Source organism: Streptomyces sp. NPDC058008 (genome assembly GCF_042886395.1).
Lineage (GTDB): Bacteria > Actinomycetota > Actinomycetes > Streptomycetales > Streptomycetaceae > Streptomyces.
The window spans coordinates 188,392-209,587 of sequence record NZ_JBHVQX010000009.1; the positions used below are offsets into that span (position 1 = coordinate 188,392).

16 protein-coding genes are annotated in these 21,196 nt (G+C 73.0%); 6 read left to right on the forward strand and 10 right to left on the reverse strand.

Annotated features, from left to right (window positions below):
• Positions 1-37: 37 nt before the first annotated feature.
• From murD to rsmH, 7 genes are read right to left on the reverse strand one after another with little or no spacing between them, the layout of a single operon-like run.
• Complete coding sequence (murD, locus tag ACFVS9_RS11925; RefSeq protein ID WP_389931678.1) at positions 38-1,456, reverse strand: UDP-N-acetylmuramoyl-L-alanine--D-glutamate ligase; 1,419 nt, start codon at positions 1,454-1,456, stop codon at positions 38-40.
• On the reverse strand, positions 1,453-2,523 hold the full coding sequence (gene mraY / locus ACFVS9_RS11930) for a phospho-N-acetylmuramoyl-pentapeptide-transferase (protein WP_383116049.1): 1,071 nt from the start codon (positions 2,521-2,523) through the stop codon (positions 1,453-1,455). Before mraY ends, murD begins: the two co-directional genes overlap by 4 nt.
• Positions 2,520-3,938 (reverse strand): UDP-N-acetylmuramoyl-tripeptide--D-alanyl-D-alanine ligase, encoded by a 1,419-nt coding sequence (murF, locus tag ACFVS9_RS11935; protein ID WP_383116050.1) that lies wholly within the window; start codon positions 3,936-3,938, stop codon positions 2,520-2,522. Before murF ends, mraY begins: the two co-directional genes overlap by 4 nt.
• A 4-nt stretch (positions 3,939-3,942) precedes the next feature.
• On the reverse strand, positions 3,943-5,676 hold the full coding sequence (locus ACFVS9_RS11940) for a UDP-N-acetylmuramoyl-L-alanyl-D-glutamate--2,6-diaminopimelate ligase (protein WP_383116051.1): 1,734 nt from the start codon (positions 5,674-5,676) through the stop codon (positions 3,943-3,945).
• A gap of 15 nt (positions 5,677-5,691) precedes the next feature.
• Complete coding sequence (locus tag ACFVS9_RS11945; RefSeq protein WP_389931641.1) at positions 5,692-7,686, reverse strand: peptidoglycan D,D-transpeptidase FtsI family protein; 1,995 nt, start codon at positions 7,684-7,686, stop codon at positions 5,692-5,694.
• Between the two features lie 4 nt (positions 7,687-7,690).
• Positions 7,691-8,284, reverse strand: coding sequence for a cell division protein FtsL (locus ACFVS9_RS11950; RefSeq protein ID WP_389931643.1), 594 nt, complete (start codon positions 8,282-8,284; stop codon positions 7,691-7,693).
• A 49-nt stretch (positions 8,285-8,333) separates the two neighbouring features.
• Positions 8,334-9,299: a 16S rRNA (cytosine(1402)-N(4))-methyltransferase RsmH gene (rsmH, locus tag ACFVS9_RS11955; RefSeq protein WP_383116054.1), complete on the reverse strand. Its 966-nt coding sequence runs from the start codon at positions 9,297-9,299 to the stop codon at positions 8,334-8,336.
• A 408-nt stretch (positions 9,300-9,707) separates the two neighbouring features.
• Between rsmH and ACFVS9_RS11960 the strand changes: the two genes are divergently transcribed.
• The 4 genes from ACFVS9_RS11960 (at position 9,708) to ACFVS9_RS11975 (ending at position 15,317) form a co-directional block, all read left to right on the forward strand.
• Complete coding sequence (locus ACFVS9_RS11960; protein WP_383116055.1) at positions 9,708-10,259, forward strand: beta-class carbonic anhydrase; 552 nt, start codon at positions 9,708-9,710, stop codon at positions 10,257-10,259.
• Positions 10,260-10,450: 191 nt separating this feature from the next.
• Positions 10,451-11,497, forward strand: a complete 1,047-nt coding sequence (locus tag ACFVS9_RS11965) for an AAA family ATPase (RefSeq protein ID WP_383116056.1) — start codon at positions 10,451-10,453, stop codon at positions 11,495-11,497.
• The gene (locus ACFVS9_RS11970; RefSeq protein WP_389931645.1) at positions 11,494-12,900 is read left to right on the forward strand and encodes a DUF58 domain-containing protein; all 1,407 of its coding nucleotides are present in this window, start codon (positions 11,494-11,496) and stop codon (positions 12,898-12,900) included. Before ACFVS9_RS11965 ends, ACFVS9_RS11970 begins: the two co-directional genes overlap by 4 nt.
• Positions 12,897-15,317 carry a DUF3488 and DUF4129 domain-containing transglutaminase family protein gene (locus ACFVS9_RS11975; RefSeq protein ID WP_389931646.1) on the forward strand — a complete coding sequence of 807 codons (2,421 nt, stop codon included), beginning with the start codon at positions 12,897-12,899 and terminating at the stop codon, positions 15,315-15,317. The genes ACFVS9_RS11970 and ACFVS9_RS11975 overlap by 4 nt, the downstream gene beginning before the upstream one ends.
• Before the next feature lie 743 nt (positions 15,318-16,060).
• Here the strand turns inward: ACFVS9_RS11975 and ACFVS9_RS11980 are convergent.
• From ACFVS9_RS11980 to ACFVS9_RS11990, 3 genes are all read right to left on the reverse strand, one after another.
• Complete coding sequence (locus ACFVS9_RS11980) at positions 16,061-16,465, reverse strand: DUF3040 domain-containing protein (protein WP_356707285.1); 405 nt, start codon at positions 16,463-16,465, stop codon at positions 16,061-16,063.
• Positions 16,466-16,767: 302 nt separating this feature from the next.
• Positions 16,768-17,526 carry a methyltransferase gene (locus ACFVS9_RS11985; protein ID WP_389931648.1) on the reverse strand — a complete coding sequence of 253 codons (759 nt, stop codon included), beginning with the start codon at positions 17,524-17,526 and terminating at the stop codon, positions 16,768-16,770.
• A gap of 102 nt (positions 17,527-17,628) precedes the next feature.
• Positions 17,629-18,168: an SAV_6107 family HEPN domain-containing protein gene (locus tag ACFVS9_RS11990; RefSeq protein ID WP_389931650.1), complete on the reverse strand. Its 540-nt coding sequence runs from the start codon at positions 18,166-18,168 to the stop codon at positions 17,629-17,631.
• Positions 18,169-18,337: 169 nt separating this feature from the next.
• Between ACFVS9_RS11990 and ACFVS9_RS11995 the strand changes: the two genes are divergently transcribed.
• Together ACFVS9_RS11995 and ACFVS9_RS12000 are read left to right on the forward strand one after the other, a co-directional pair.
• Entirely contained in the window at positions 18,338-19,114 is a 777-nt protein-coding gene (locus ACFVS9_RS11995) for an ATP-binding cassette domain-containing protein (RefSeq protein WP_389931652.1), read from the forward strand.
• Complete coding sequence (locus ACFVS9_RS12000; protein WP_389931653.1) at positions 19,086-21,173, forward strand: YhgE/Pip family protein; 2,088 nt, start codon at positions 19,086-19,088, stop codon at positions 21,171-21,173. The genes ACFVS9_RS11995 and ACFVS9_RS12000 overlap by 29 nt, the downstream gene beginning before the upstream one ends.
• Positions 21,174-21,196: the final 23 nt, after the last annotated feature.

A 21,196-nucleotide genomic window follows, 5' to 3' on the forward strand; every position in this document is an offset into this window, starting at 1 on the left:
GGCTCTCCGGGACAGTACGACGCGGAGAGCCGGCCCGTCAGGCGCTCTCGTCGGGGAGTCGGCGGACCGCGTCCGCGAACGCCTCGCCCCGCTTGTTGTAGTTGACGAACATGTCCATCGAGGCGCAGGCCGGGGCCAGCAGCACGGTGTCGCCCGGCCGGGCCAGCCGTGCCGCTTCGACGACCGCGGCGGACATCGCCCCAGTGTCGGTCCGGTCGAGGTCGACCACCGGTACCTCGGGGGCGTGTCGCGCCAGGGCTTCACGGATCAGTGCCCGGTCGGCGCCCATCAGCACGACACCGCGCAGCCGCTTCGCGGCCCCGGTGACCAGACCGTCGAAGGTGGCGCCCTTGGCGAGGCCGCCGGCGATCCAGACGATCGGCTCGTAGGCGGCGAGGGAGGCCTCGGCGGCGTGGGTGTTGGTGGCCTTGGAGTCGTCGATGTACGTGACCCCGGCGACGTCGGCGACGTGCTCGATGCGGTGGGCGTCGGGGCGGAAGGCCCGCAGTCCGTCGCGCACGGCGGCCGGCCGCACGCCGAAGGCGCGGGCCAGGGCCGCCGCGGCCAGCGCGTTGGCGATGTTGTGGGGGGCCGGCGGACTGACGTCCCCGACCTCGGCGAGCTCCTGCGCCCGCTTCTGGCGGTCGGGGACGAAGGCGCGGTCGACGAGGATGCCGTCGACCACACCGAGCTGGGAGGGTCCCGGGGTGCCGAGGGTGAAGCCGATGGCCCGGCAGCCCTCCTCGACGTCCGCCTCGCGCACCAGGTCCTCGGTCGCCCGGTCCTGCGCGTTGTAGACGCAGGCGACGGTGTTGCCCTCGTAGATCCGGCCCTTGTCGGCGGCGTAGGCGTCCATGGAGCCGTGCCAGTCGAGGTGGTCCGGGGCCAGGTTGAGGACGGCCCCGGAGTGGGCGCGCAGGGAGGGCGCCCAGTGGAGCTGGTAGCTGGAGAGCTCGACGGCGAGCACGTCGTACGTCTCGTCGCCGAGCACCGCGTCCAGCAGGGAGACCCCGATGTTGCCGACCGCGGCCGTGCGCAGGCCCTCCGCCTCCAGGATCGAGGCGAGCATGCGCACGGTCGTGGTCTTGCCGTTGGTGCCGGTGACCGCGAGCCAGGGTGCGGCGTCGGGGCCCCGCAGCCGCCAGGCCAGTTCGACGTCGCCCCACACGGGGACGGCCGCCGCGGCGGCCGCCAGGAAGAGCGGCTTGCCGGGCTTCCAGCCGGGGGCGGTGACGACGAGCTCGGTGGACTCGGGCAGGGTGTCGCCGTCGCCGAGGCGCACGGTGATCCCGAGCGCCTCCAGCACGGCGGCCTGGGCGCGGGAGCGCTCGTCGTCGCCGTCGTCGACGACGGTGACCAGCGCCCCGCGCTCGTGCAGGACACGGGCGGCGGGAAGGCCGCTGACGCCGAGTCCGGCGACCGTGACGTGCTTGCCCTGCCAGTCCACGTTGCTCACTTCTTGGCTGCCCATCCTGCGTAGAAGAGGCCGAGTCCGACGATCACGCACATGCCCTGGATGATCCAGAAGCGGACCACGACAAGGACTTCGGACCACCCCTTGAGTTCGAAGTGGTGCTGGAGCGGAGCCATCCGGAAGACCCGCTTGCCGGTCATCTTGAAGGAACCGACCTGGATGACCACGGACATGGTGATCATCACGAAGAGGCCGCCGAGGATGGCCAGCAGGAACTCGGTGCGGGAGCAGATCGCGAGGCCGGCGAGCGCGCCGCCGAGGGCCAGCGAACCGGTGTCGCCCATGAAGATCTTCGCGGGCGAGGTGTTCCACCACAGGAAGCCGAAGCAGGCGCCCATGAGGGCGGAGGCGACGACCGCGAGGTCGAGGGGATCGCGTACCTCGAAGCAGGCGCTGGGGTTGGTCAGCGTCTGCGCGTTGGCGCAGGACTCCTGGAACTGCCAGAGCCCGATGAAGGTGTAGGCGCCGAAGACCATCACCGAGGCACCGGTGGCGAGTCCGTCCAGACCGTCCGTCAGGTTCACGCCGTTGGACATGGCCAGGATCATGAACAGCGCCCAGACGCAGAAGAGCACCGGGCCGATCGACCAGCCGAAGTCCTCGACGAACGAGAGCCGGGTGGAGGCCGGGGTGTTGCCGTGGGTGTCCGCGAACTGGAGCGAGAGCACCGCGAAGGCGATGCCGACGATCAGCTGGCCGGCCATCTTCGCCTTGGCCCGCAGACCCAGCGAACGCTGCTTCACGATCTTGATGTAGTCGTCGAGGAAGCCGACGAGGCCCATCCCCGCCATCAGGAAGAGGACGAGGACACCGGAGAAGCGGATCGGCTCGCCGGTGATCACCTTCGCCAGCAGGTACGCGATGATCGTGGCCAGGATGAAGGCGATACCACCCATGGTGGGTGTGCCCTTTTTGCTGCCGTGGGTACGCGGGCCGTCGTCCCGGATGAACTGCCCGTAGCCCTTGCGGGCCAGAAGTTTGATCAGCAGCGGGGTGCCGACCAGCGTCAGGAAGAGCCCTATGGCCCCTGCGAAGAGGATCTGCCTCATCGGACGGCGACCTCGCCCTCGGTCGTCTCCAGCAGTGCCAGGGCGACCTTCTCCAGGCCGACCGACCGGGACGCCTTCACCAGCACGACGTCTCCCGGGCGCAGTTCACTGCGCAACAGGTCGACGGCCGCCTGTGCGTCGGACACGTGCACCGACTCCTCACCCCACGAACCCTCGTTATATGCGCCCAGTTGCAGCCAGGAGGCTTCTCTTCCCCCGACTGCGACGAGCTTGCTGACGTTGAGCCGGACGGCGAGCCGTCCGACGGCGTCGTGCTCGGCGAGCGACGCGTCACCGAGCTCGGCCATCTGACCGAGCACCGCCCACGTGCGCCCCCCGTCTGCCCGTCGGGCCTTGCCCATGGCGGCCAGCGCACGGAGTGCGGCCTTCATGGATTCGGGGTTCGCGTTGTAGGCGTCGTTGACGACCGTCACACCGTCCGGACGCTCGGTGACCTCCATGCGCCAGCGGGAGAGGGTGCCCGCCCCGGAGAGCGCATCGGCGATCTCGGTCACGGACATGCCCAACTCATGGGCGACGGCGGCCGCGGCGAGCGCGTTCGACACGTGATGCTCACCGTACAGGCGCAAGGTCACGTCGCTGCACCCGGTGGGTGTGTGGAGAGCGAAAGCGGGGCGTCCGTCGTCGGTCAGCCGCACGTTCTCTCCCCGTACGTCCGCATCCGGGGCCTCTCCGAAGAGGAGCACCCGGGCTTTTGTACGGGACGCCATCGCCCGCACCAGCGGGTCGTCGGCGTTGAGGACCGCGGCGCCGTCCTCCGGCAGGACCTCGACCAGTTCGCCCTTGGCCCGGGCGATCGCCTCGCGGCTGCCGAACTCCCCGAGGTGGGCGCTGCCCACGTTGAGGACCAGGCCGATGTGCGGCGGCGTCAGGTCGGCGAGGTAGTGGATGTGACCGATACCGCGCGCGCCCATCTCCAGGACGAGATGGCGGGTTTCCGCCGTGGCGCGCAGCGCGGTGAGCGGCAGGCCGATCTCGTTGTTGAGGGATCCGGGCGTCCAGACCGTGGGCGCCCTGCGCTCCAGGATCTGGGCGATCAGGTCCTTCGTGGACGTCTTGCCCGCCGAACCGGTCAGGGCGACGACGGTGGTGCCGAGGCGTTCGACGACGGCACGGGCGAGGGCGCCGAGCGCGGCCACGACGTCGTCGACGACGATCGCGGGCGCGCCGACGGGGCGGGCGGCGAGCACGGCCACCGCTCCGGCCTCGACGGCGCGCTGCGCGTAGTCGTGGCCGTCGACCCGCTCGCCCGCGAACGCGGCGAACAGGGAGCCCTGCCGCACCTCCCGGGAGTCGATGACGACGGGGCCGGTGACGACGGCGGACGGGTCCGGTACGTCGTGCGGCTGCCCGCCGGTGATTCCGGCGATCTCGGCGAGGGAAAGGGCGATCACTTGGTCATCCCTGACTGTTGTTCTCATGGGTGTGTACGCGGTCCTCGGGGGCGTCCTGCGCCGCGCCCGTACGTCCTCGTGAGCGCTCGATGGCCTCGCGCAGGACCTTCCGGTCGTCGAAGGGGCGCACCACTCCGTGGATGTCCTGCCCCTGCTCATGTCCCTTTCCGGCCACCAGCACGGTGTCACCGGGCTCGGCCCGGGCGACCGCGGCGGCGATGGCCGCGGCCCGGTCGGCGTCCACCAGCACGTCGCCGCGTTCGTGGACGGGTACCTCGGCCGCGCCGGAGAGCATCGCGGCGAGGATCGCGAGGGGGTCCTCGGAGCGGGGGTTGTCGGAGGTCAGTACGGCGGTGTCGGCGAGCCGGGCCGCCGCGGCGCCCATCGGCCCGCGCTTCGTGGTGTCGCGGTCGCCGCCGCAGCCGAGCACGATGTGCACCCGGCCCTCGGTGACCTTCTGCAGGGAGCGCAGGACGGACTCGACGGCGTCGGTCTTGTGCGCGTAGTCGACGACGGCGAGGTACGGCTGTCCGGCGTCGACCCGTTCGAGCCGGCCGGGAACGCCGGGGACGGCCGCGACGCCGTCGGCGGCCGCCTGCGGGTCGACGCCCGCGGCGGCCAGGGTGACGATCGCGGCGAGGGTGTTGGCGACGTTGAACGGGCCGGGCAGCGGGGCCCTGGCGGTGACGCGCTCGCCCTTCGGGCCGGTCACGGTGAAGCGGCTGTCCTGGGGGCCCACCTCGACGTCCTCGGCGCGCCAGTCGGCGTCCGGGTGGCCCTCGGCGGAGAAGGTGACGACCGGGACGGACGCCTCCTCGACCAGCCTGCGGCCGTACTCGTCGTCGAAGTTGACGACTCCCAGCTTGCTGCGGTGCGGGGTGAACAGCTGCGCCTTGGCCTGGAAGTAGTCCTCCATCCCGGAGTGGAACTCCATGTGCTCCGGGCTGAGGTTGTTGAAGACGGCGACGTCGAAGACGCAGCCGTCGACCCGGCCGAGCACCAGGGCGTGGCTGGAGACCTCCATGGCGACCGCCTCGACGCCGCGTTCGCGCATGACGGCGAACAGGGCCTGGAGGTCGGTGGCCTCGGGGGTGGTGCGCTCGGACTTGATGCGCTCGTCGCCGATCCGCATCTCGACGGTGCCGATCAGTCCGGTGCTGCGTCCGGCGCCGCGCAGCCCGCCCTCGACGAGGTAGGCGGTGGTGGTCTTGCCGGACGTCCCGGTGATGCCGATCTGGAGGAGGCCGACACCGGGCCGCCCGTAGATCTCGGCCGCGATGTCGCCCATCCGGCCGCGCGGGTCGTCGGTGACGAGGACCGGAAGGCCGGTGGCGGCGGCGCGGTCGGCGCCCGCCGGGTCGGTGAGGATCGCGGCGGCGCCGAGGCCCGCGGCCTGGGCGGAGAAGTCGGCACCGTGGAAGCGGGCACCGGGCAGGGCCGCGTACACATCGCCCGGGCGCACGGCCCGGGAGTCGTGGGTGATGCCGGTGACCTCACCGGAATCCTGCGGTCCGGCACCGAGCCGGGCGGCCAGCTCTCCGAGGGGCGTCGGCCTGAGCCGGTCCGGTCGGGGCGCTCCCGGGTAGGTCACAGGCGCGTCCTTCTGAGTGGTTTGACACTGATCAGCGTGGGGCACGGCGGTGAGCGTACCGGGCGGACCCGGCCTCTCGCGAAGTGAGGGGCCGGGGTCGCGGTACTTCTCGTTCCGGTTCCCGGGATCAGGGGTGATGGTGGTCACTGAGGGTTCCCCGAGTCACTCGCCGGGCTTGAAGGAGACCGGCAGCCGGGCGGGAGCGCTGCCGGACGGCGGGGTCTGGAGGGTCTTGAGGGCGAACTCCATGACCTTCTTGTAGATCGGGCCGCAGATCTGGCCGCCGAAGTAGCTGCCCTTGGTGGGGTTCTGGATGGCGCAGTAGACGGTGATCTGCGGGTCGTCGGCGGGGGCGAAGCCGGCGAAGGAGGCGGTGTAGCCCTTGTAGACGCCGCGTACGGGGTCGACGCGGTTGGCGGTGCCCGTCTTGCCCGCGACCCGGTAGCCCTGGATGTGCGCCTTGGTCCCGGTGCCCTGTTCGTCGTCGACCACGGACTCCAGCATCTTCGCCAGGGTCGTGGCCGTCTTCTCGCTGACCACCCGGGTCCGTTGGGGGGCGTCGGACGCCGTGTAGCGGCCGTCCGCGCCCTTGGTCCCGCGGACGAGGGTCGGCTCGATCCTGACCCCGCCGTTGGCGATGGTCTGGTAGACCGACGCCGCCTGCATGGCGTTGAGGGAGAGCCCCTGGCCGAACGGGATCGTGTACTGCTGCGAGGTCGACCAGTCCTGGGGCTTGGCGAGGATGCCGGGCGACTCGCCCGGGTAGCCGAGTCCCGTGGTGCTGCCGATGCCGAATTTGCGCAGGTAGGAGTGCAGGACCTTGTTGGCCTCGGGCTGGGTCCTCCCGAGCTGCCCGGTGGCCAGGATGGTGCCGATGTTGCTCGATTTGGCGAGTACGCCGTTGAGCGTGAGGTACCAGGTGGGGTGGTCGATGTCGTCCCTGAAGAGCCGGTCGCCCCGGTGCAGCCGGTTGGGGACGGTGACGTGCGTGCCGGGTGTGGCCGCCCCCTCCTCCAGTACGGCGGCCATGGACATGACCTTGCTGGTGGAGCCGGGTTCGTAGACGTCCTGGAGGGCGGCGTTGCCCAGGGCGGCGGAGTTGCTCCGGGCCAGGTCGTTGGGGTCGTAGCCGGGGGCGTTGGCCATGGCCAGCACCTCTCCGGTCCTCGTGTTCTGGACGACCACGTAGCCGCGGTCGGCCTTGGACTTCTCGACCTGGTCGGCGATGGCGCGCTGGGCCGCCCACTGGATGTCGCGGTCGATCGTCAGCTCGACGTCGGTGCCGGCGACGGCAGGGATCTCCGTGGAGCCGGCGGTCGGCACGGGCCGTCCGCCCGCCTGGGCGTAGCGGATCTTGCCGTCCTCGCCCTGGAGCTCCTTGTTCAGCTGTGCTTCGAGGCCGCCGCCGCCCTTGCCCTCGGCGTTGACGAATCCCAGTATCCCGGCGGCGAGGTCGCCGTTGGGGTACACGCGCTTGGTGGTGGGCTCCTGGAGGACCCCGGCCAGCACGTTCGCCCCGGGGCCGCCCTTCGCCCGGTCGGCGGCGGCCTTCTCCGCGAAGACGGACTTGAGGTCCTTGATCTGCTTCCAGACCTGGGGGGTCTGCCTGCGCGCCAGCACCTGGTAGCGGCTCTTGGGGGTGGCGAGTTTCTTGGCCAGCTCCGCCTCGTCCTTGCCGAGGATCGGGGCGAGCAGGGCCGCCGCCTGCTGCGGGGCGTCCGGCGCCTTGCTGTCCTCGGGCGTGAACAGCTTCGGGTCGGCGGTGATGTCGTGGGCGTCGACGCTGGTGGCCAGGGCGATCCCGCTGCGGTCGGTGATCTCCCCGCGCTCGGCGGCGACCGTGTACTCCAGGTACCGGTTCTTCTCGGCCTTGGCGGTGTACGCGTTGGCGTCGACCGCCTGGACCTGGAGGAGCCGGACGACGAAGGCCAGCATGACGAGCGTCAGGCAGAGGCTGATCAGGCGCAGCCGGGGGCGCGGGCTGCCCAGGCGGATGGGCTGCGCCGAGCCGCCGGACCGCTTGCGGGGTGCCGCGGGGCGCCGGGGACGCCGGTCCCCGGTACGGGCGGAGGGCCGGGAACGCCCCGCTCCGCCGGCCGCGTTGCGGGAGCGCGAGGGGCCGGGTACGCGGCGGCGCGGCGGTTCCTTGGACGGCACTGCGTCACCTGCCGGAGCTTGTCGGGGCCGGGGCGGCCGGGGCCTGGGTGGCCGGGGCCGCGGGATCGGGGGGCGACGGGGTCGCGGAGGGGTCGGCGGGCGACGGGCCCGCCGGGGAGGCGGAGGGCGACGCGGGATCGGAACCGGCGGACTCCGCCTCGCTCGGCTCCGGTTTCGGCGCCTCGGTGGGCGAGGGCCCGGCGGATGAGGGTTCGGCGGGCGAGGGTTCGGCGGTGGCCCGCTCGGCCACCCCGCTGACCGTGCCGTCGGGGTTCAGGAAGGCGGGGCTGCCGCCGGGGACCATGCCGAGCTCCCGGGCCCGGCGCTCCAGGGCGTCGGGTTCCGCGTAGCCGTCCACGTCACGCTGGAGGGCCTGCTGCTCGTCGGTGAGCTCGGTGGTCTCCCTCTTCAGCTTGCTCAGCCTGAACGATCCTTCATTGAGCGCCGAGTTCAGCAGCAGGAGCGAGATCAGGCCACCCGCGAGCAGCAGCACGACCAGCAGGACGAAGGGGGTGCGGGCGGCGGTGCTCGGCCCCGACGGCATCAGCCGGGCGAGCCGGCCGGCCCTCCCCTTCATCTGCTCGGCCGTCCTGGTCACCGCGGTCCCACCGTCCTCGTCCGCGTACGGCCCGCCCGGCGCGACCGGCTCATCGCTCCTCCTCACGGATCCGCTGGGCGCCGCGCAGCCGGGCGGGGGCGGCGCGCCGGTTCTCGGCGACCTCCTCCTCCGTGGGCAGTTCGGCGCCGCGGGTCAGCAGCTTCAGGCGTGGCTGGTAGCGCTCGGGGACGACGGGCAGTCCGGGCGGCGCCGTGTTGGCCGCACCGGCCGCGAAGACCTGCTTGACCAGACGGTCCTCGAGCGAGTGGTACGAGAGGACGGCGATCCGGCCGCCGACGGCGAGGCTCCCCACCGCGGCCGGGACGGCCCGCTCCAGGACGGTGAGTTCACCGTTGACCTCGATGCGCAGGGCCTGGAAGGTGCGCTTGGCCGGATTGCCTCCGGTGCGCTTGGCGGCCTGCGGCAGGGAGTCCCGGATCAGCTCGACGAGACGGGCGCTGTTGCTGAAGGGCTCCTTCTCGCGTTCGCGCACGACGGCCGAGACGATGCGCTTGGCCTGCTTCTCCTCGCCGTACGCCCGCAGGATCCGGACGAGTTCGCCGGGCGGGTAGGTGTTGAGCACCTCGGCCGCGCCGATGCCGGTCGTCTGGTCCATGCGCATGTCGAGCGGCGCGTCCTGGGCGTAGGCGAATCCGCGGTCGGCCTCGTCCAGTTGCATGGAGGAGACCCCGAGGTCGAAGAGCACGCCCTGGACCTTGGGGATGCCCAGCCGGTCGAGGACCTCGGGCAGTTCGTCGTAGACGGCGTGCACCAGCGTGGCGCGGTCGCCGTACGGGGCGAGGCGTTCGCCGGAGAGCCTCAGCGCCTCCTTGTCCCGGTCCAGGGCGACCAGCCGGGCGGCGGGGAACGCGGCGAGGAGGGCCTCGCTGTGCCCGCCGAGTCCGAGGGTGCAGTCGACGACGACGGGGGGCCTCGGTCCCGTCTCCTCCAGAGCCGGGGCCAACAGGTCCAGGCATCGCTGGAGCATCACCGGGACGTGTCGGGTCTGGCTCAAAGCGCCCTCTCAGGCTCTGTCCCGTGTGGCCGTACACGCGGTCTGGTCCCCACCCGCCCGGAAGGGGAGGTCGGCCGGCGCCGGGGAAGGTGGCGTCGGCCGGCCGACGGGCGGGAGAGGGCCGGGCCGCATGTACGCCGCACATCACGGGGAAGCGAAACGTGTAAAAATATGCAGAATGTGCAGGCGTGTCGGTAACTTCGCGTCACTTTAGTCCACCCTGCCATTCGATCCATTCCCGATCAACGAACCGCGCAGCGCGTCACCCGGCTGCGGCGGGGGCGCGGACCTCACCCGGTCGGGTGTCCGGCGGTGAGACTTGTGGGTTACCTCACAACAAGCCCCGTTGATGTTCTTTGTCCCCTTCCACAGCACGCCAGGACGGTCGTGACGGTTAACGTCGTAGCCATGTCGACTTCTGCGCAGACTCCCGCCGAGACCGATTCCCCCACGACCTCCGGAGAGACCGTCACCGACCGCCTGGTCGGCCTGAACACGCGTTACGCGGAGGCGTTCACCGATCCGGGCATGGACGCGCGTCCCGTGCTGAAGGTGGCCGTGGTCGCCTGCATGGACGCCCGCCTCGACCTGCACCGGGCGCTCGGCCTGGAGCTGGGTGACTGCCACACCATCCGCAACGCGGGCGGTGTGGTCACTGACGACGTCCTGCGGTCACTGACCATCAGCCAGCGCGCCCTCGGCACCCGCAGCGTCATCCTCATCCACCACACCAACTGCGGCATGGAGTCGCTCACCGAGGGCTTCCGGCAGGAGCTGGAGCTCGAGGTCGGGCAGCGTCCGGCATGGGCGGTGGAGGCCTACTCGGACGCCGACCAGGACGTGCGGCAGTCGATGCAGCGCGTGCGCACCTCACCGTTCCTCCTGCACACGGACGATGTCCGGGGCTTCGTCTTCGACGTGACGACGGGCAAGCTGCGCGAGATCCTCCCCGTCTCCTGAAGCACCCCCGACATACGGACCACACCCGGCATTTCAGGCTCACTTGTCCTCGGGCGAGTGACACGAAGCGGTAACGGCAACAAGAATGCGGGTGTGACATCTCTCCGGGTACTCCGGAGAGTGTCCGTATATCGGGGCGGGCCGGGCAGCTTTCTGCGCCGGTCCGAGCACAAGGGGCCGAGGAGGGCCGGGTGACGACCTATGACGATCGAGCGAGCCTCACAGATCTGACCACCACAGCCGAGCGGGTACGCGGGTCGGTCGAGGGTGTGATCGAGGGCAAGCCTGAGGTCGTACGGCTTTCGCTGACCGTGCTGCTCGCGGAGGGGCACCTCCTGATCGAGGATGTGCCCGGCGTCGGCAAGACGATGCTGGCCAAGGCGCTGGCACGGTCCATCGACTGCTCGGTGCGGCGTATCCAGTTCACACCGGACCTGCTGCCCTCGGACATCACCGGGGTCTCGATCTTCGATCAGCAGCGCCGGGACTTCGAGTTCAAGCCGGGCGCCATCTTCGCCCAGATCGTGATCGGCGACGAGATCAACCGCGCGTCGCCCAAGACCCAGTCGGCACTGCTGGAGTCGATGGAGGAGCGCCAGGTCACGATCGACGGGCACACCTACGAACTGCCCGACCCGTTCATGGTGGTGGCCACCCAGAACCCGGTGGAGATGGAAGGCACCTACCCCCTGCCCGAGGCGCAGCGCGACCGGTTCATGGCGCGCGTGTCGATCGGGTACCCGAGTGCCGAGGCCGAGCTCCGCATGCTCGACGCGCACGGTGCTTCCTCGCCCCTGGACGACCTGCAACCGGTGGCGCACGCCCACGACATCGTGAAGCTGATCGACGCGGTGCGCACGGTCCACGTGGCCGAGGCCGTCCGGCGGTACGCCGTGGAGCTGGTGGCCGCCACCCGTCACCACGCCGACCTGAGGCTGGGCGCCTCGCCCCGCGCGACCCTCCACCTGCTGCGCGCCGCCAAGGCGTCGGCCGCGCTGAGCGGGCGGGACTACGCCCTGCCGGACGACGTCCAGGCGCTCGCGGTCGCGGTGCTCGCCCACCGGCTGCTGCCGACGGCCCAGGCCCAGCTGAACCGCCGCACCGCCGAGCAGGTGGTGCTGGACATCCTGCAACGCACCCCGGTGCCGGTGTCGGGCGGCGCGGCCGCTCCCGTGCAGCCCCAGCACCGGCCCGGCGCCCCGGTGTACGGCCGGCAGCCCGGGGCGCGGCGGCTGTGACGGCGGCCGGGGCGGCCGGCCCCGTGGACGGAAGTGACGACAGGGGCGGTCTGCGGGCGGCGCTCGGCGGGCTGACGACGCGTGGACGGTCCTTCCTGGCCGCGGGTGTGGCGGCGGCGGTCTGCGCCTACGTGCTGGGCCAGGGCGACCTGCTCCGGGTGGGGCTGCTGCTCGCGGTGCTGCCGCTGGTCTGCGTCGCCGTGCTGCACCGCACCCGCTACCGGGTGACCGGCAGCCGGCGGCTGTCGCCCTCGCGCGTTCCGGCGGGCTCGGAGGCGCGGGTCCATCTGCGGATGGACAACGTCTCCCGTCTGCACACGGGCCTGCTGATGCTCCAGGACCGCGTTCCCTACGTCCTCGGTCCCCGGCCCCGGTTCGTGCTGGACCGGGTGGAGCCCGGCGGCGTACGGGAGGTGTCCTACCGGGTCCGCTCCGACCTGCGCGGGCGCTACCCGCTGGGGCCGCTCCAGCTCCGGCTGAACGATCCGTTCGGGATGTGCGAGCTGACCCGCTCCTTCAGCGCGTACGACACGCTCGTCGTCATCCCCCGCACCGAGCCGCTCCCGCCGCTGCGGCTGTCCGGTGCGGCTTCCGGGTACGGCGACGGCAGGCACCGGTCGCTGGCGCTGGCCGGCGAGGACGACATCATTCCGCGCGGCTACCGCCACGGTGACGACCTGCGCCGGGTGCACTGGCGCTCCACCGCGCGCTTCGGCGAGCTGATGGTCCGGCGCGAGGAGCAGCCCCAGCGGGCCCGGTGCACGGTCCTGCTGGACACCCGGCGCATCGCCTACCAGGGTGCGGGGCCCGGATCGGCCTTCGAATGGGCGGTGTCCGGGGCGGCGTCCGCGCTGGTGCACATGGTGGAGCGCGGCTTCTCGGTGCGGTTGCTCACCGACGAGGGGAGCGCCATGCCGGAGGGCAGCGGCGACGGCTTCGCCGGGCCGGCGCAGGAGTCGGCGGAGTCGGCCGGCCTGATGCTGGACACCCTCGCGGTCGTCGACCACTCCGACGGGGGCGGCCTCTCCCGCGCGGTCGACGTGCTGCGCGGGGGCGACGAGGGGTTGCTGGTGGCGTTCTTCGGCGACCTCGACGAGGAGCAGACGGCGGTGGCGGCCAGGCTGCGGCAGCGCAGCCGCGGGGCCGTCGCGTTCGTGCTGGACAGCGACGACTGGGTGGGCGGCGGTGAGGGCGTGGCCTCCGCCCCGGCCGCCGCCCGTCTGCGGCTGCTGCGTGAGGCGGGATGGACGGCGATGGCGGTGCCGCCCGGTGCGGAGCTCGCCGGACTGTGGCAGCGGGCGGGCCAGGAGGGTTCCGGCGGGCAGCCCGCGGGGACGCGGGCCCCGGGGGCTCCGGCATCAGGGGCGGGATCGACGGCGGGGTTCTCCGGGGGATGGTCATGAGCGGGCGTAACCGGCTGGCGGTGTGTGCGTTCGTCGCCACGATGATGGCGGCGGGCGCCCTGCTGCCCCTGGTGGAGACGTCGAGGTGGGCCCTGCAGGCCGCGTTCCTGCTGGCCGTCCAGAGCGGGGTGGGTGCGCTGGCCCGCCGGTTCCGGCCGGCCCGGGTCCTGACGGTCTCGCTCCAGGTGGCCGTCACCCTGCTCGCGCTGACCGTGGTCTTCGCCAGGGAGCACGCCCTGTTCGGGGTGGTGCCCGGCCCCCGGGCGGTCCAGCACCTCGCCGGTCTGCTGACGGCGGGGACCGACGACGTCGGCAGGTACGCCATCCCGGCACCGGCGACGGACGGCATCCGGCTGATGCTGATCGGCGGGGTCCTGCTGATCGGGCTCGCCGTGGACGTCCTCGCGGTGACCTTCCGGGCCGCGGCTCCGGCGGGTCTGCCGCTGCTCGCGCTGTACTCGGTCGCGGCCGGGCTCTCCGACGGCGGCGCGGGATGGCTCTGGTTCCTGCTCGCCGCGTGCGGATACCTGCTGCTCCTGCTGGCCGAGGGCCGGGACCGGCTGTCCCGCTGGGGGCGGGTGTTCGGCGGGGTGTCCCGTACGTCGAACGGCCTGGCCGGCGGCCTGGAGGGGGCCGGGCGCGCCCTGGCACCGGTGCGTACGGGGCGGCGCATCGGCGCCGTGGCCCTGGGCATCGCGCTGGCCGTGCCCGCGGCCCTGCCCGCTCTGGACGGCGGTCTGCTGGGCGGCACGGGCGGCGGGTCGGGCAAGGGGAGCGGCGGCGGCACGATCTCCGCGGTGAACCCCCTGGTCTCGTTGCAGAACAACCTCAACCAGCCGGAGAACCGTGAGGTGCTGACGTATCGCACCAACTCCGCCGCTCCGCAGGACTTCTATCTGCGCATCCTGGCGCTGGACCAGTTCACCGGCGGTGAATGGCGTCCGTCGACCCGCAAGCTGAAGAACGTCCCCGACCGGCTGCCGCAGCCGGCCGGGCTGGGCGAGGACGTCGCCGTCACCGAGGTCCGGACGAACATCTCGGCGTCACGCTCCTACCAGCAGACGTATCTGCCGCTCCCCTATCCGGCGAGCGAGGTGGACGTCCTGGGCCGCTGGCGGTACGAGCCCGAGGGGCGGACCCTCGTCGGCGACGGGGGCCAGACGACGCGCGGAGTCCGCTACGAGGTCAGCAGTCTGGTCGTGGAGCCGACGGCGGAGCAGCTCGCCGGGGCGATGGCCCCGCGTTCGGAGCTGGCCCGCGAGTACACGCGGGTGCCCTCCTCGCTGCCCGATGTGGTGGGGGAGACCGCGCAGCGGGTGACCGAGGGCGCGGCCAACGACTACGAGCGGGCCGTGAAGCTCCAGGACTGGTTCGCCTCGGAGGGCGGTTTCCGTTACGACACGACGGTGACGTCGGGTACGGGTACCGCGGCGATCGAGCGTTTCCTGAAGGACAAGGAGGGCTTCTGCGTCCACTTCTCCTTCTCGATGGCGGCGATGGCCAGGACGCTGGGCATTCCGGCCAGGGTCGCGGTGGGCTTCACGCCCGGCACGGCCCAGGCGGACGGATCGGTGTCGGTCGGGCTGCGGGACGCGCACGCCTGGCCCGAGCTGTACTTCGAGGGCGTGGGCTGGACCCGCTTCGAGCCGACGCCGTCCCGTGGCACCACCCCGGCGTACACCCTGCCGGAGGCGCCGTCGCAGAACCCGAGCGATCCGGCGCTGCCGACGGACGGTGCCTCGGCCGCGCCGACGTCCGAGCCCTCCACCTCGGAGTCCTGCCCCGCGCAGGAGCGCCGGCAGGGTGAGTGCGGCGCGTCCGCGGCTCCGGGTGCGGTGGATTCCGGAGATCCGGGGACCCCTGCGGGCACGGTGGCGCTGTGGGTGCTCGGCGCGCTCGCGGTGGTCGTGCTCCCGCTGCTGCCGATGCTCTGGCGCGTACGGGCCCGTGCCCGGCGGCTCGGCTCCTCGGGCGGGCGTACCGCCGGGGACGCGGCGGACCGGGTGATGGCCGCGTGGCGGGAGATCACCGACACGGCCTGGGACCACGGGATCGCGCCGGACGAGTCACAGACCCCGCGCAGGGCCGCCGCGCGGATCGTGCGGCTGGGCGGTCTCGACGGTGGGGCGGCCGCCGCGGTCCACCGGGTGGCGGGCGCCGTGGAGCGGGTGCTGTACGCCCCCGGGCCGGACGGGGCCTCCGCCACGGCCGAGGACGTACGGGCTGTCCGGGCGGGGCTGTGGGCCTCGGCCGGGCGCTGGGGCAGGATCCGGGCGACGCTCGCACCGCGTTCGGCCGTACGGGTGATGTGGGCGGTCTCGGAGCGGCGGGCGGAGCTCGGCCGCCGGTGGTCGGACCGTCTGGGTCGCGACCGCTGGGCGGCCCGGCTGCGCCGCCCGTCACGGCAGCAGGGCTGATCCCCGGGGGCCGGCCGCCACAGCGGGGCTGGTCCCGGGCGGCCCCCACGTCCGGCGTCCGCGCCGGGCCCGGGGCCCGCACGCCTCACCCGACCGGGGCGGTCGTGGGCGCCGGGGCCCACGCACCTCACCGACAAGCGGCCACGCGCGCCAGGGCCTACGCCACCCACCCGCCGAAGGCAGCCACGAGAGCCCGGCCCCACGCCCCTCACCCGACCAAGGGGCCACGAGTGCCGGGCCCCACTCCCCGGCCAAGGCGGGCCGTGGGCGCCGGAACCCGGGCGGACACGATCGACCCGGGACGGCCGCAGGTACCGGACCCCACGCCCCTCGCGGGACTGGCGGCCGCGCGCGCCGGGGCCCACGCCCCTCACCCGGCCAAGGCAGTCACGAGTGCCGGGCCCCACGCCCCTCAGCGGACCGGAGCAGCCGTGGGTGCCGGGCCCCACGCCCCTCAGCGGACCGGAGCAGCCGTGGGTGCCGGGCCCCACGCCCCCACCCGGCCAAGGGCAGCTACGGGTGCCCGGCATCCCTGCCCCTCCCCCGACGAGGGCGGGCCGTGGAGCCGGGCCCGGGCTCAGGGCTCCCGCCTGCCGGGGCCGCGCGGAGAACGCGTGAGGGGCGGTCGCCCTGAGGCGACCGCCCCTCATGGTGAGGTCCGGCGTCCATCTGTCGGTGTGCCCGGTCCGCTTCCTGGGCCGGTGGACGGTGCTGCTGTCACCGCCGGCCGGGAAGCGGAGAGCTCACTGACCCTGCTCGTCGCGGCGACGCTGCCACCGCTGCTCGATCCGGTTCATCATCGACCGGCGCTGCCTGGGGTGCCGGCGTTCGCCGCCGCCCCCGCCCGCGCTCCCCGCCGGCTGCTGCTCACCGGGCTTCGGCGCTTTGCGCCACCCGGTGACCGCCAGCACGGCACAGCCCAGCATGACGAGGAATCCCGCCACGCTGACCCAGGTCTGCTGGAAAACCATTCCGGCCATGAGGAGCGCGATACCCACCAGAAAACCGGCTACCGCCTGGTAGACCCGTCGCCGGGTGTACCTGCGCAGCCCGCTTCCCTCAAGCGCTGTAGCGAACTTGGGATCTTCGGCGTACAGCGCTCGCTCCATCTGCTCGAGCATTCGCTGCTCGTGCTCCGAGAGCGGCACGGAGTCCTCCTCGTCGTCGGCCGCGGGGGCGACCGGTATGCGGCCCTTCCAGGATAGGCAGGGATTCGCCCCCGTGAAACCCGCCCTCTAGCCATAGCCAGTCCGGACCGCCATGTCGGCTCGGCTGCTGAGGCGTAGATTCCCCGACCTCCGATCCGTCATGCCGGATGGTGTCACCCGATCATACGGGGCTCGCGGCCCGATCGGGTGTTCCGGGCGGTACTCCGTCTGCAGCTGCGTTGCTGATCAGCCGTGCTCCCGTCGCTTTCGCGGCCCTACTCCGACGGTGTCGCCGTCGCGGCTCAGGCGCGCTTCTCGCCGAGAACGTGCAGCTGGGTCGCCACCGAGTGGAAGGCCGGCAGTTCGGCGACGGCCGCCTCCAGCCTGAGGAGCTCCTCCATGGCGCCCGGTTCGGTGTCCACGAGAACGCCCGGCACGAGGTCGGCGAAGACCCGCACCCCGTGGACCGAGCCGACCTCCAGGCCCGCCGCGTCGACCAGTCCGGTGAGCTGGCCGGCGGTGAACCTGCGGGGCACGGGGTCACCGTCGCCCCAGCGCCCGGCGGGGTCCGTCAGCGCCTGCCGGGCCTCGGCGAAGTGCCCGGCCAGGGCCCTGGCCAGGACGGCTCCGCCGAGACCGGCGCAGAGCAGGCTGAGCGCGCCGGACGGCCGCAGCGCGTCGACCGCGTTGCGTACGCCCTCGGCCGGGTCGTCCACGTACTCCAGGACGCCGTGGCAGAGCACCGCGTCGTAACCGGCCCGGTCCGCCACCTCGAACAGACCGAGGACGTCGCCCTGGACGCCCCGGACCCGGTCGGCGACGCCGGCCTCGTCGGCCCGGCGCTCCAGCGCGAACAGGGCGTTGGGGCTGGGGTCGACGACGGTGACCTGGTGGCCGAGCCGGGCGACGGGCACCGCGAAGTTACCGGTGCCGCCGCCCGTGTCCAGCACGTCCAGGGCTTCCCTGCCGGTCGCCTTGACCCGGCGCTCGAGAGCGTCCTTGAGGACCTCCCAGACCACGGCGGTACGGAGGGAGGCGCGGGGGCGCAGCTGGTCCGACACGGCAGTTGACTCCTCGGCACGGTGCCGCCGCGGACGGCGGAGCGTGAACGGTGCAGGTGGTACGGGTGCTCTCCACCCTATTGCCTCGCACCGCCCTCACGGTCACCCCGCGTCGGACCGCTGCCCGGGCCTCTCCTTCCGGGGCTGCGGAAGGACGGGCTGGAGCACCAGCAGCCGTTCGGCCAGACGCAGGAACATCTCCGCGTCGCGCAGCAGATCGTCGGCGTCGCGGCTGCTGGCCGCGCCGGGTATGCCCGCCTCGGCGCGGGCCCTGCGCCGGGCCCCGGAGGCGAACAGGGCGCTCCATTCGGTGAGTTCCGGCGCGATGTCCGGAAGGACCTCCCAGGCGCTGCGGATCGGCTCCCTGCGGCGCCTGCCCGGTTCGGGCCGGCCGCGGGCGGCGAGTACGGCGGCGGCGGTGCGCAGCGCGGCGAGGTGGGCGGTGGCGTACCGCTCGTTGGGGACGTCGAGGACGGCGGCCTCGGCCAGGCCCGCGTGGGCCTGGGCGAGGAGGTCGAGGGCGGCGGGCGGCGCGGCGGTGCGGCGCGGCACGGGGTGGACGTCGGTTGCCGGACCGGTCAGTGAGGGGGCAGGGCTGCCTGCGCGGCGCCGCGGGGCGGCGGCTGCGGACGAGCTGGCCATGACGAACCTCCTGTCGTCGTGTGACGGCTCGGTGGCCGTCTGTATCCATGATGCCGCCCGGCACTGACAATCCCTCAGAATCCGGCCCTGACCAGGCACTTTGCTTCCAGCGCGAGTTCGGGCTAGCTTTTTGCACTGACTGGTCAGTTTAAAAGACAGGGGTGGGGTCATGGACGGCCCGCACGGTGCGGCGCTGAGCGCCGAGGACTTCGGACTGAAGGGGCCGCGGGGCTGGGCCTTCCGGGGGGTGGGGTTCACCGCGGCGCCCGGATCGCTCGTCGCGGTCCAGGGCCCGTCCGGCTCGGGCCGTACGTGCCTGCTGCTCGCACTCACCGGACGGATGCGTTCCACCCAGGGCCGGGCGGAGGTCGGCGGGGAGCGCCTGCCGGGCCGGCTCACCGCCGTACGGCGGTTCAGCGCGCTGGGCCCGGTCCCCGGCGTCAATGAGCTCGACCCCTCCCTCACCGTCGCCGAGCACCTGCGGGAACGGGCCCTGCTGCGGCGCCGCTTCGACGGTTCACCGCGCTCCCTGCTGCGCTCCCGCGCCGAACGGACCGCCACGGCGCGGGCCGTGATCGACACCGCCCTGGAGGGCGCGGGGCTCGACCTCGCGGCCCTGCCCAAGGCCGGCCGGACCTCCGTGCGGGACCTGGAGCGCCTGGAGGCCCTCCGCCTCTCCGTCTCCCTCGCCCTGATGGGCCGTCCCCGGCTCCTCGCCGTGGACGACGCCGACCTCAAGCTCTCCCCCGCCGAGCGCGCACCGGCCTGGGAGCTGCTGCGCGCGATCGCGGCCGGCGGGACCACCGTGCTGGCCGTGTGCGACGAGGCCCCGGAGGACGCGCTCACCGTTCCCACCCGCCCGGCGGCCACGACGGCCGCGCCCTCGGACGGCACGACGACCGGAAAGGGGACGGCCGATGCGATCACCACGGCTGGCCGCGCTTGAGCTGCGGCGGTTCGGCAGGGGCCGGATGCCGCGCGCCGCACTCGTGGCACTCCTCCTGCTGCCCCTGCTCTACGGGGCGCTCTACCTCTGGTCGTTCTGGGACCCCTACGGCCGGCTCGACCGCATCCCCGTGGCGCTCGTCAACGAGGACAAGGGCGCGCGGACCGGGGGCGAACACCTCGCGGCCGGGGACGAGATCGCCGGGCGGCTGCTCGACTCCGAGGTCTTCGACTGGCACGAGGTCGGTTCCGCCGAGGCCGGGAAGGGCGTCGAGGACGGGACGTACTACCTCTCGCTGACCGTGCCGCCGGACTTCAGCGAGCGGATCGCCTCCAGCGCGGGGGACTCCCCCGCCACCGGCGCCCTGCGGGTCCGCACGAACGACGCCAACAACTACATCGTCGGGCAGATCTCCAGGACGGTCTTCGCCGAGGTCCGCAGCGCCGCGTCGGCCAAGGCCTCGCGGGGCTTCCTGGACCGGATCTTCATCGACTTCTCGGACCTGCACGACGCGACCGCGAAGGCGGCCGAGGGAGCCGACGACCTGGAGAGCGGCCTGACGAAGGCGAAGAAGGGCTCCGAGGACCTCGCGGACGGCCTCAGGGACGCCAGGTCGGGCAGCGGCACCCTCTCCGCAGGCATCACCCGGCTGGACAAGGGCGCGGCCGGCCTCGCGACGGGTTCCCGGCAGGTCGCCGACGGCACCCAGCTGCTCGCCGACAAGGTCGACGCGGTCGCCGCCGACGTGCGCCCGTTCCTGAAGGACAACGGCAAGGCCATCGGTGACACCGCCCGGCTGGTGGCCGACTCCTCGAAGGCCGTACGCGACAACCTCGACCTGCTGGCCGAGACGGCGCCGGGCGCCTCCGCCGCCGCCCACAAGGCCTCCGACGACCTGGCAGACGTCCACCGCGTCCGCTGCGAGGAACAGCTCCCCGCGGACCCGGAGGTCTGCCCGCAGCTCCAGCGCGCCGTGACGGCGGCGAAGGACGTCGCCGCGGTGTCCGACGACCTGAACGCCCTGGTGAAGGACCAGAAGGGGGACCTGACGACACTGCGCACCCGGCTGACCGACCTGGAGAAGCAGGCCGACGCCCTGGCGAAGCGCTCACCGGACCTGGACACCGACCTGGAGTCCGCCGTGTCGAGGATCAACGCGCTGAACACCGGTGCGCACCAGGTGGCCGAGGGCGCGGGCACGCTCCGCACCGGCCTCGGCACCGCGCGGACGGGCGCCACGGACCTCGACTCCGGCGTCAGGAAGCTCAGGACGGGTGCCGTGAACCTGGACAGCGGGCTCCAGCGCCTGGGCGACGGCTCGTCGACGCTCGCCCAGGGGCTGAACGACGGGGTCGGCAGGATCCCCGACTACGACCAGGACGAACGCGACGCCCGTACCGGTGTCATGGCCGATCCCGTGAAGCTGGCCTCCTCCTCGCTGCACGCCGCGCCCAACTACGGCACCGGCTTCGCCCCCTACTTCATCCCGCTCTCGCTGTGGGTGGGCGCGATGGTGGCGTACATGCTGATCCAGCCGTTGAACCGGCGGGCCCTCGCGGCCGGGGCACCCGCCTGGCGCATCGCCTTCGCGGGCTGGCTGCCGGTCGCCGCGGTCGGCCTGCTCCAGGTCGCCGCGCTGATGTCGGTGCTGCACTGGCGGCTGGGCCTCCAGATGACGCACGCCGCCGGGACGATCGGCTTCCTGGCGCTGGTGACCTGCTGCTTCGCGTCGATCGTGCAGTGGCTCAACGCCCGATTCGGGGCGGCCGGGCGCATCCTCGTCCTGGCGGTGCTGATGCTCCAGCTGACCTCGGCCGGAGGCACCTACCCGGTCCAGACGAGCCCCGGGTTCTTCGGCGCGATCCACCCCTACCTGCCGATGACCTACGTGGTCGAAGGGCTGCGCCGGCTGATCACGGGCGGCGGGCTCGGCCCCGTCTGGCAGGGCTGCGCCGTGCTGCTCGCCTTCACCGCGGGCGCGCTCGCGCTGACCGCCCTCTCCGCCCGCCGCAAGCAGGTGTGGACCCTGGACCGGCTGCACCCGGAGCTGAGTCTGTGAGCGCCCCGGGACCTGTGAGAATC

Bases quoted from the DNA above. Each gene is read 5' to 3' on its own strand.
- ACFVS9_RS11995 (WP_389931652.1), top strand. From the start codon at position 18,338: ATGGACGGCCCGCACGGTGCGGCGCTGAGCGCCGAGGACTTCGGACTG.
- mraY (WP_383116049.1), bottom strand. From the start codon at position 2,523: ATGAGGCAGATCCTCTTCGCAGGGGCCATAGGGCTCTTCCTGACGCTG.
- ACFVS9_RS12000 (WP_389931653.1), top strand. From the start codon at position 19,086: ATGCGATCACCACGGCTGGCCGCGCTTGAGCTGCGGCGGTTCGGCAGG.
- ACFVS9_RS11990 (WP_389931650.1), bottom strand. From the start codon at position 18,168: ATGGCCAGCTCGTCCGCAGCCGCCGCCCCGCGGCGCCGCGCAGGCAGC.
- ACFVS9_RS11960 (WP_383116055.1), top strand. From the start codon at position 9,708: ATGTCGACTTCTGCGCAGACTCCCGCCGAGACCGATTCCCCCACGACC.
- ACFVS9_RS11975 (WP_389931646.1), top strand. From the start codon at position 12,897: ATGAGCGGGCGTAACCGGCTGGCGGTGTGTGCGTTCGTCGCCACGATG.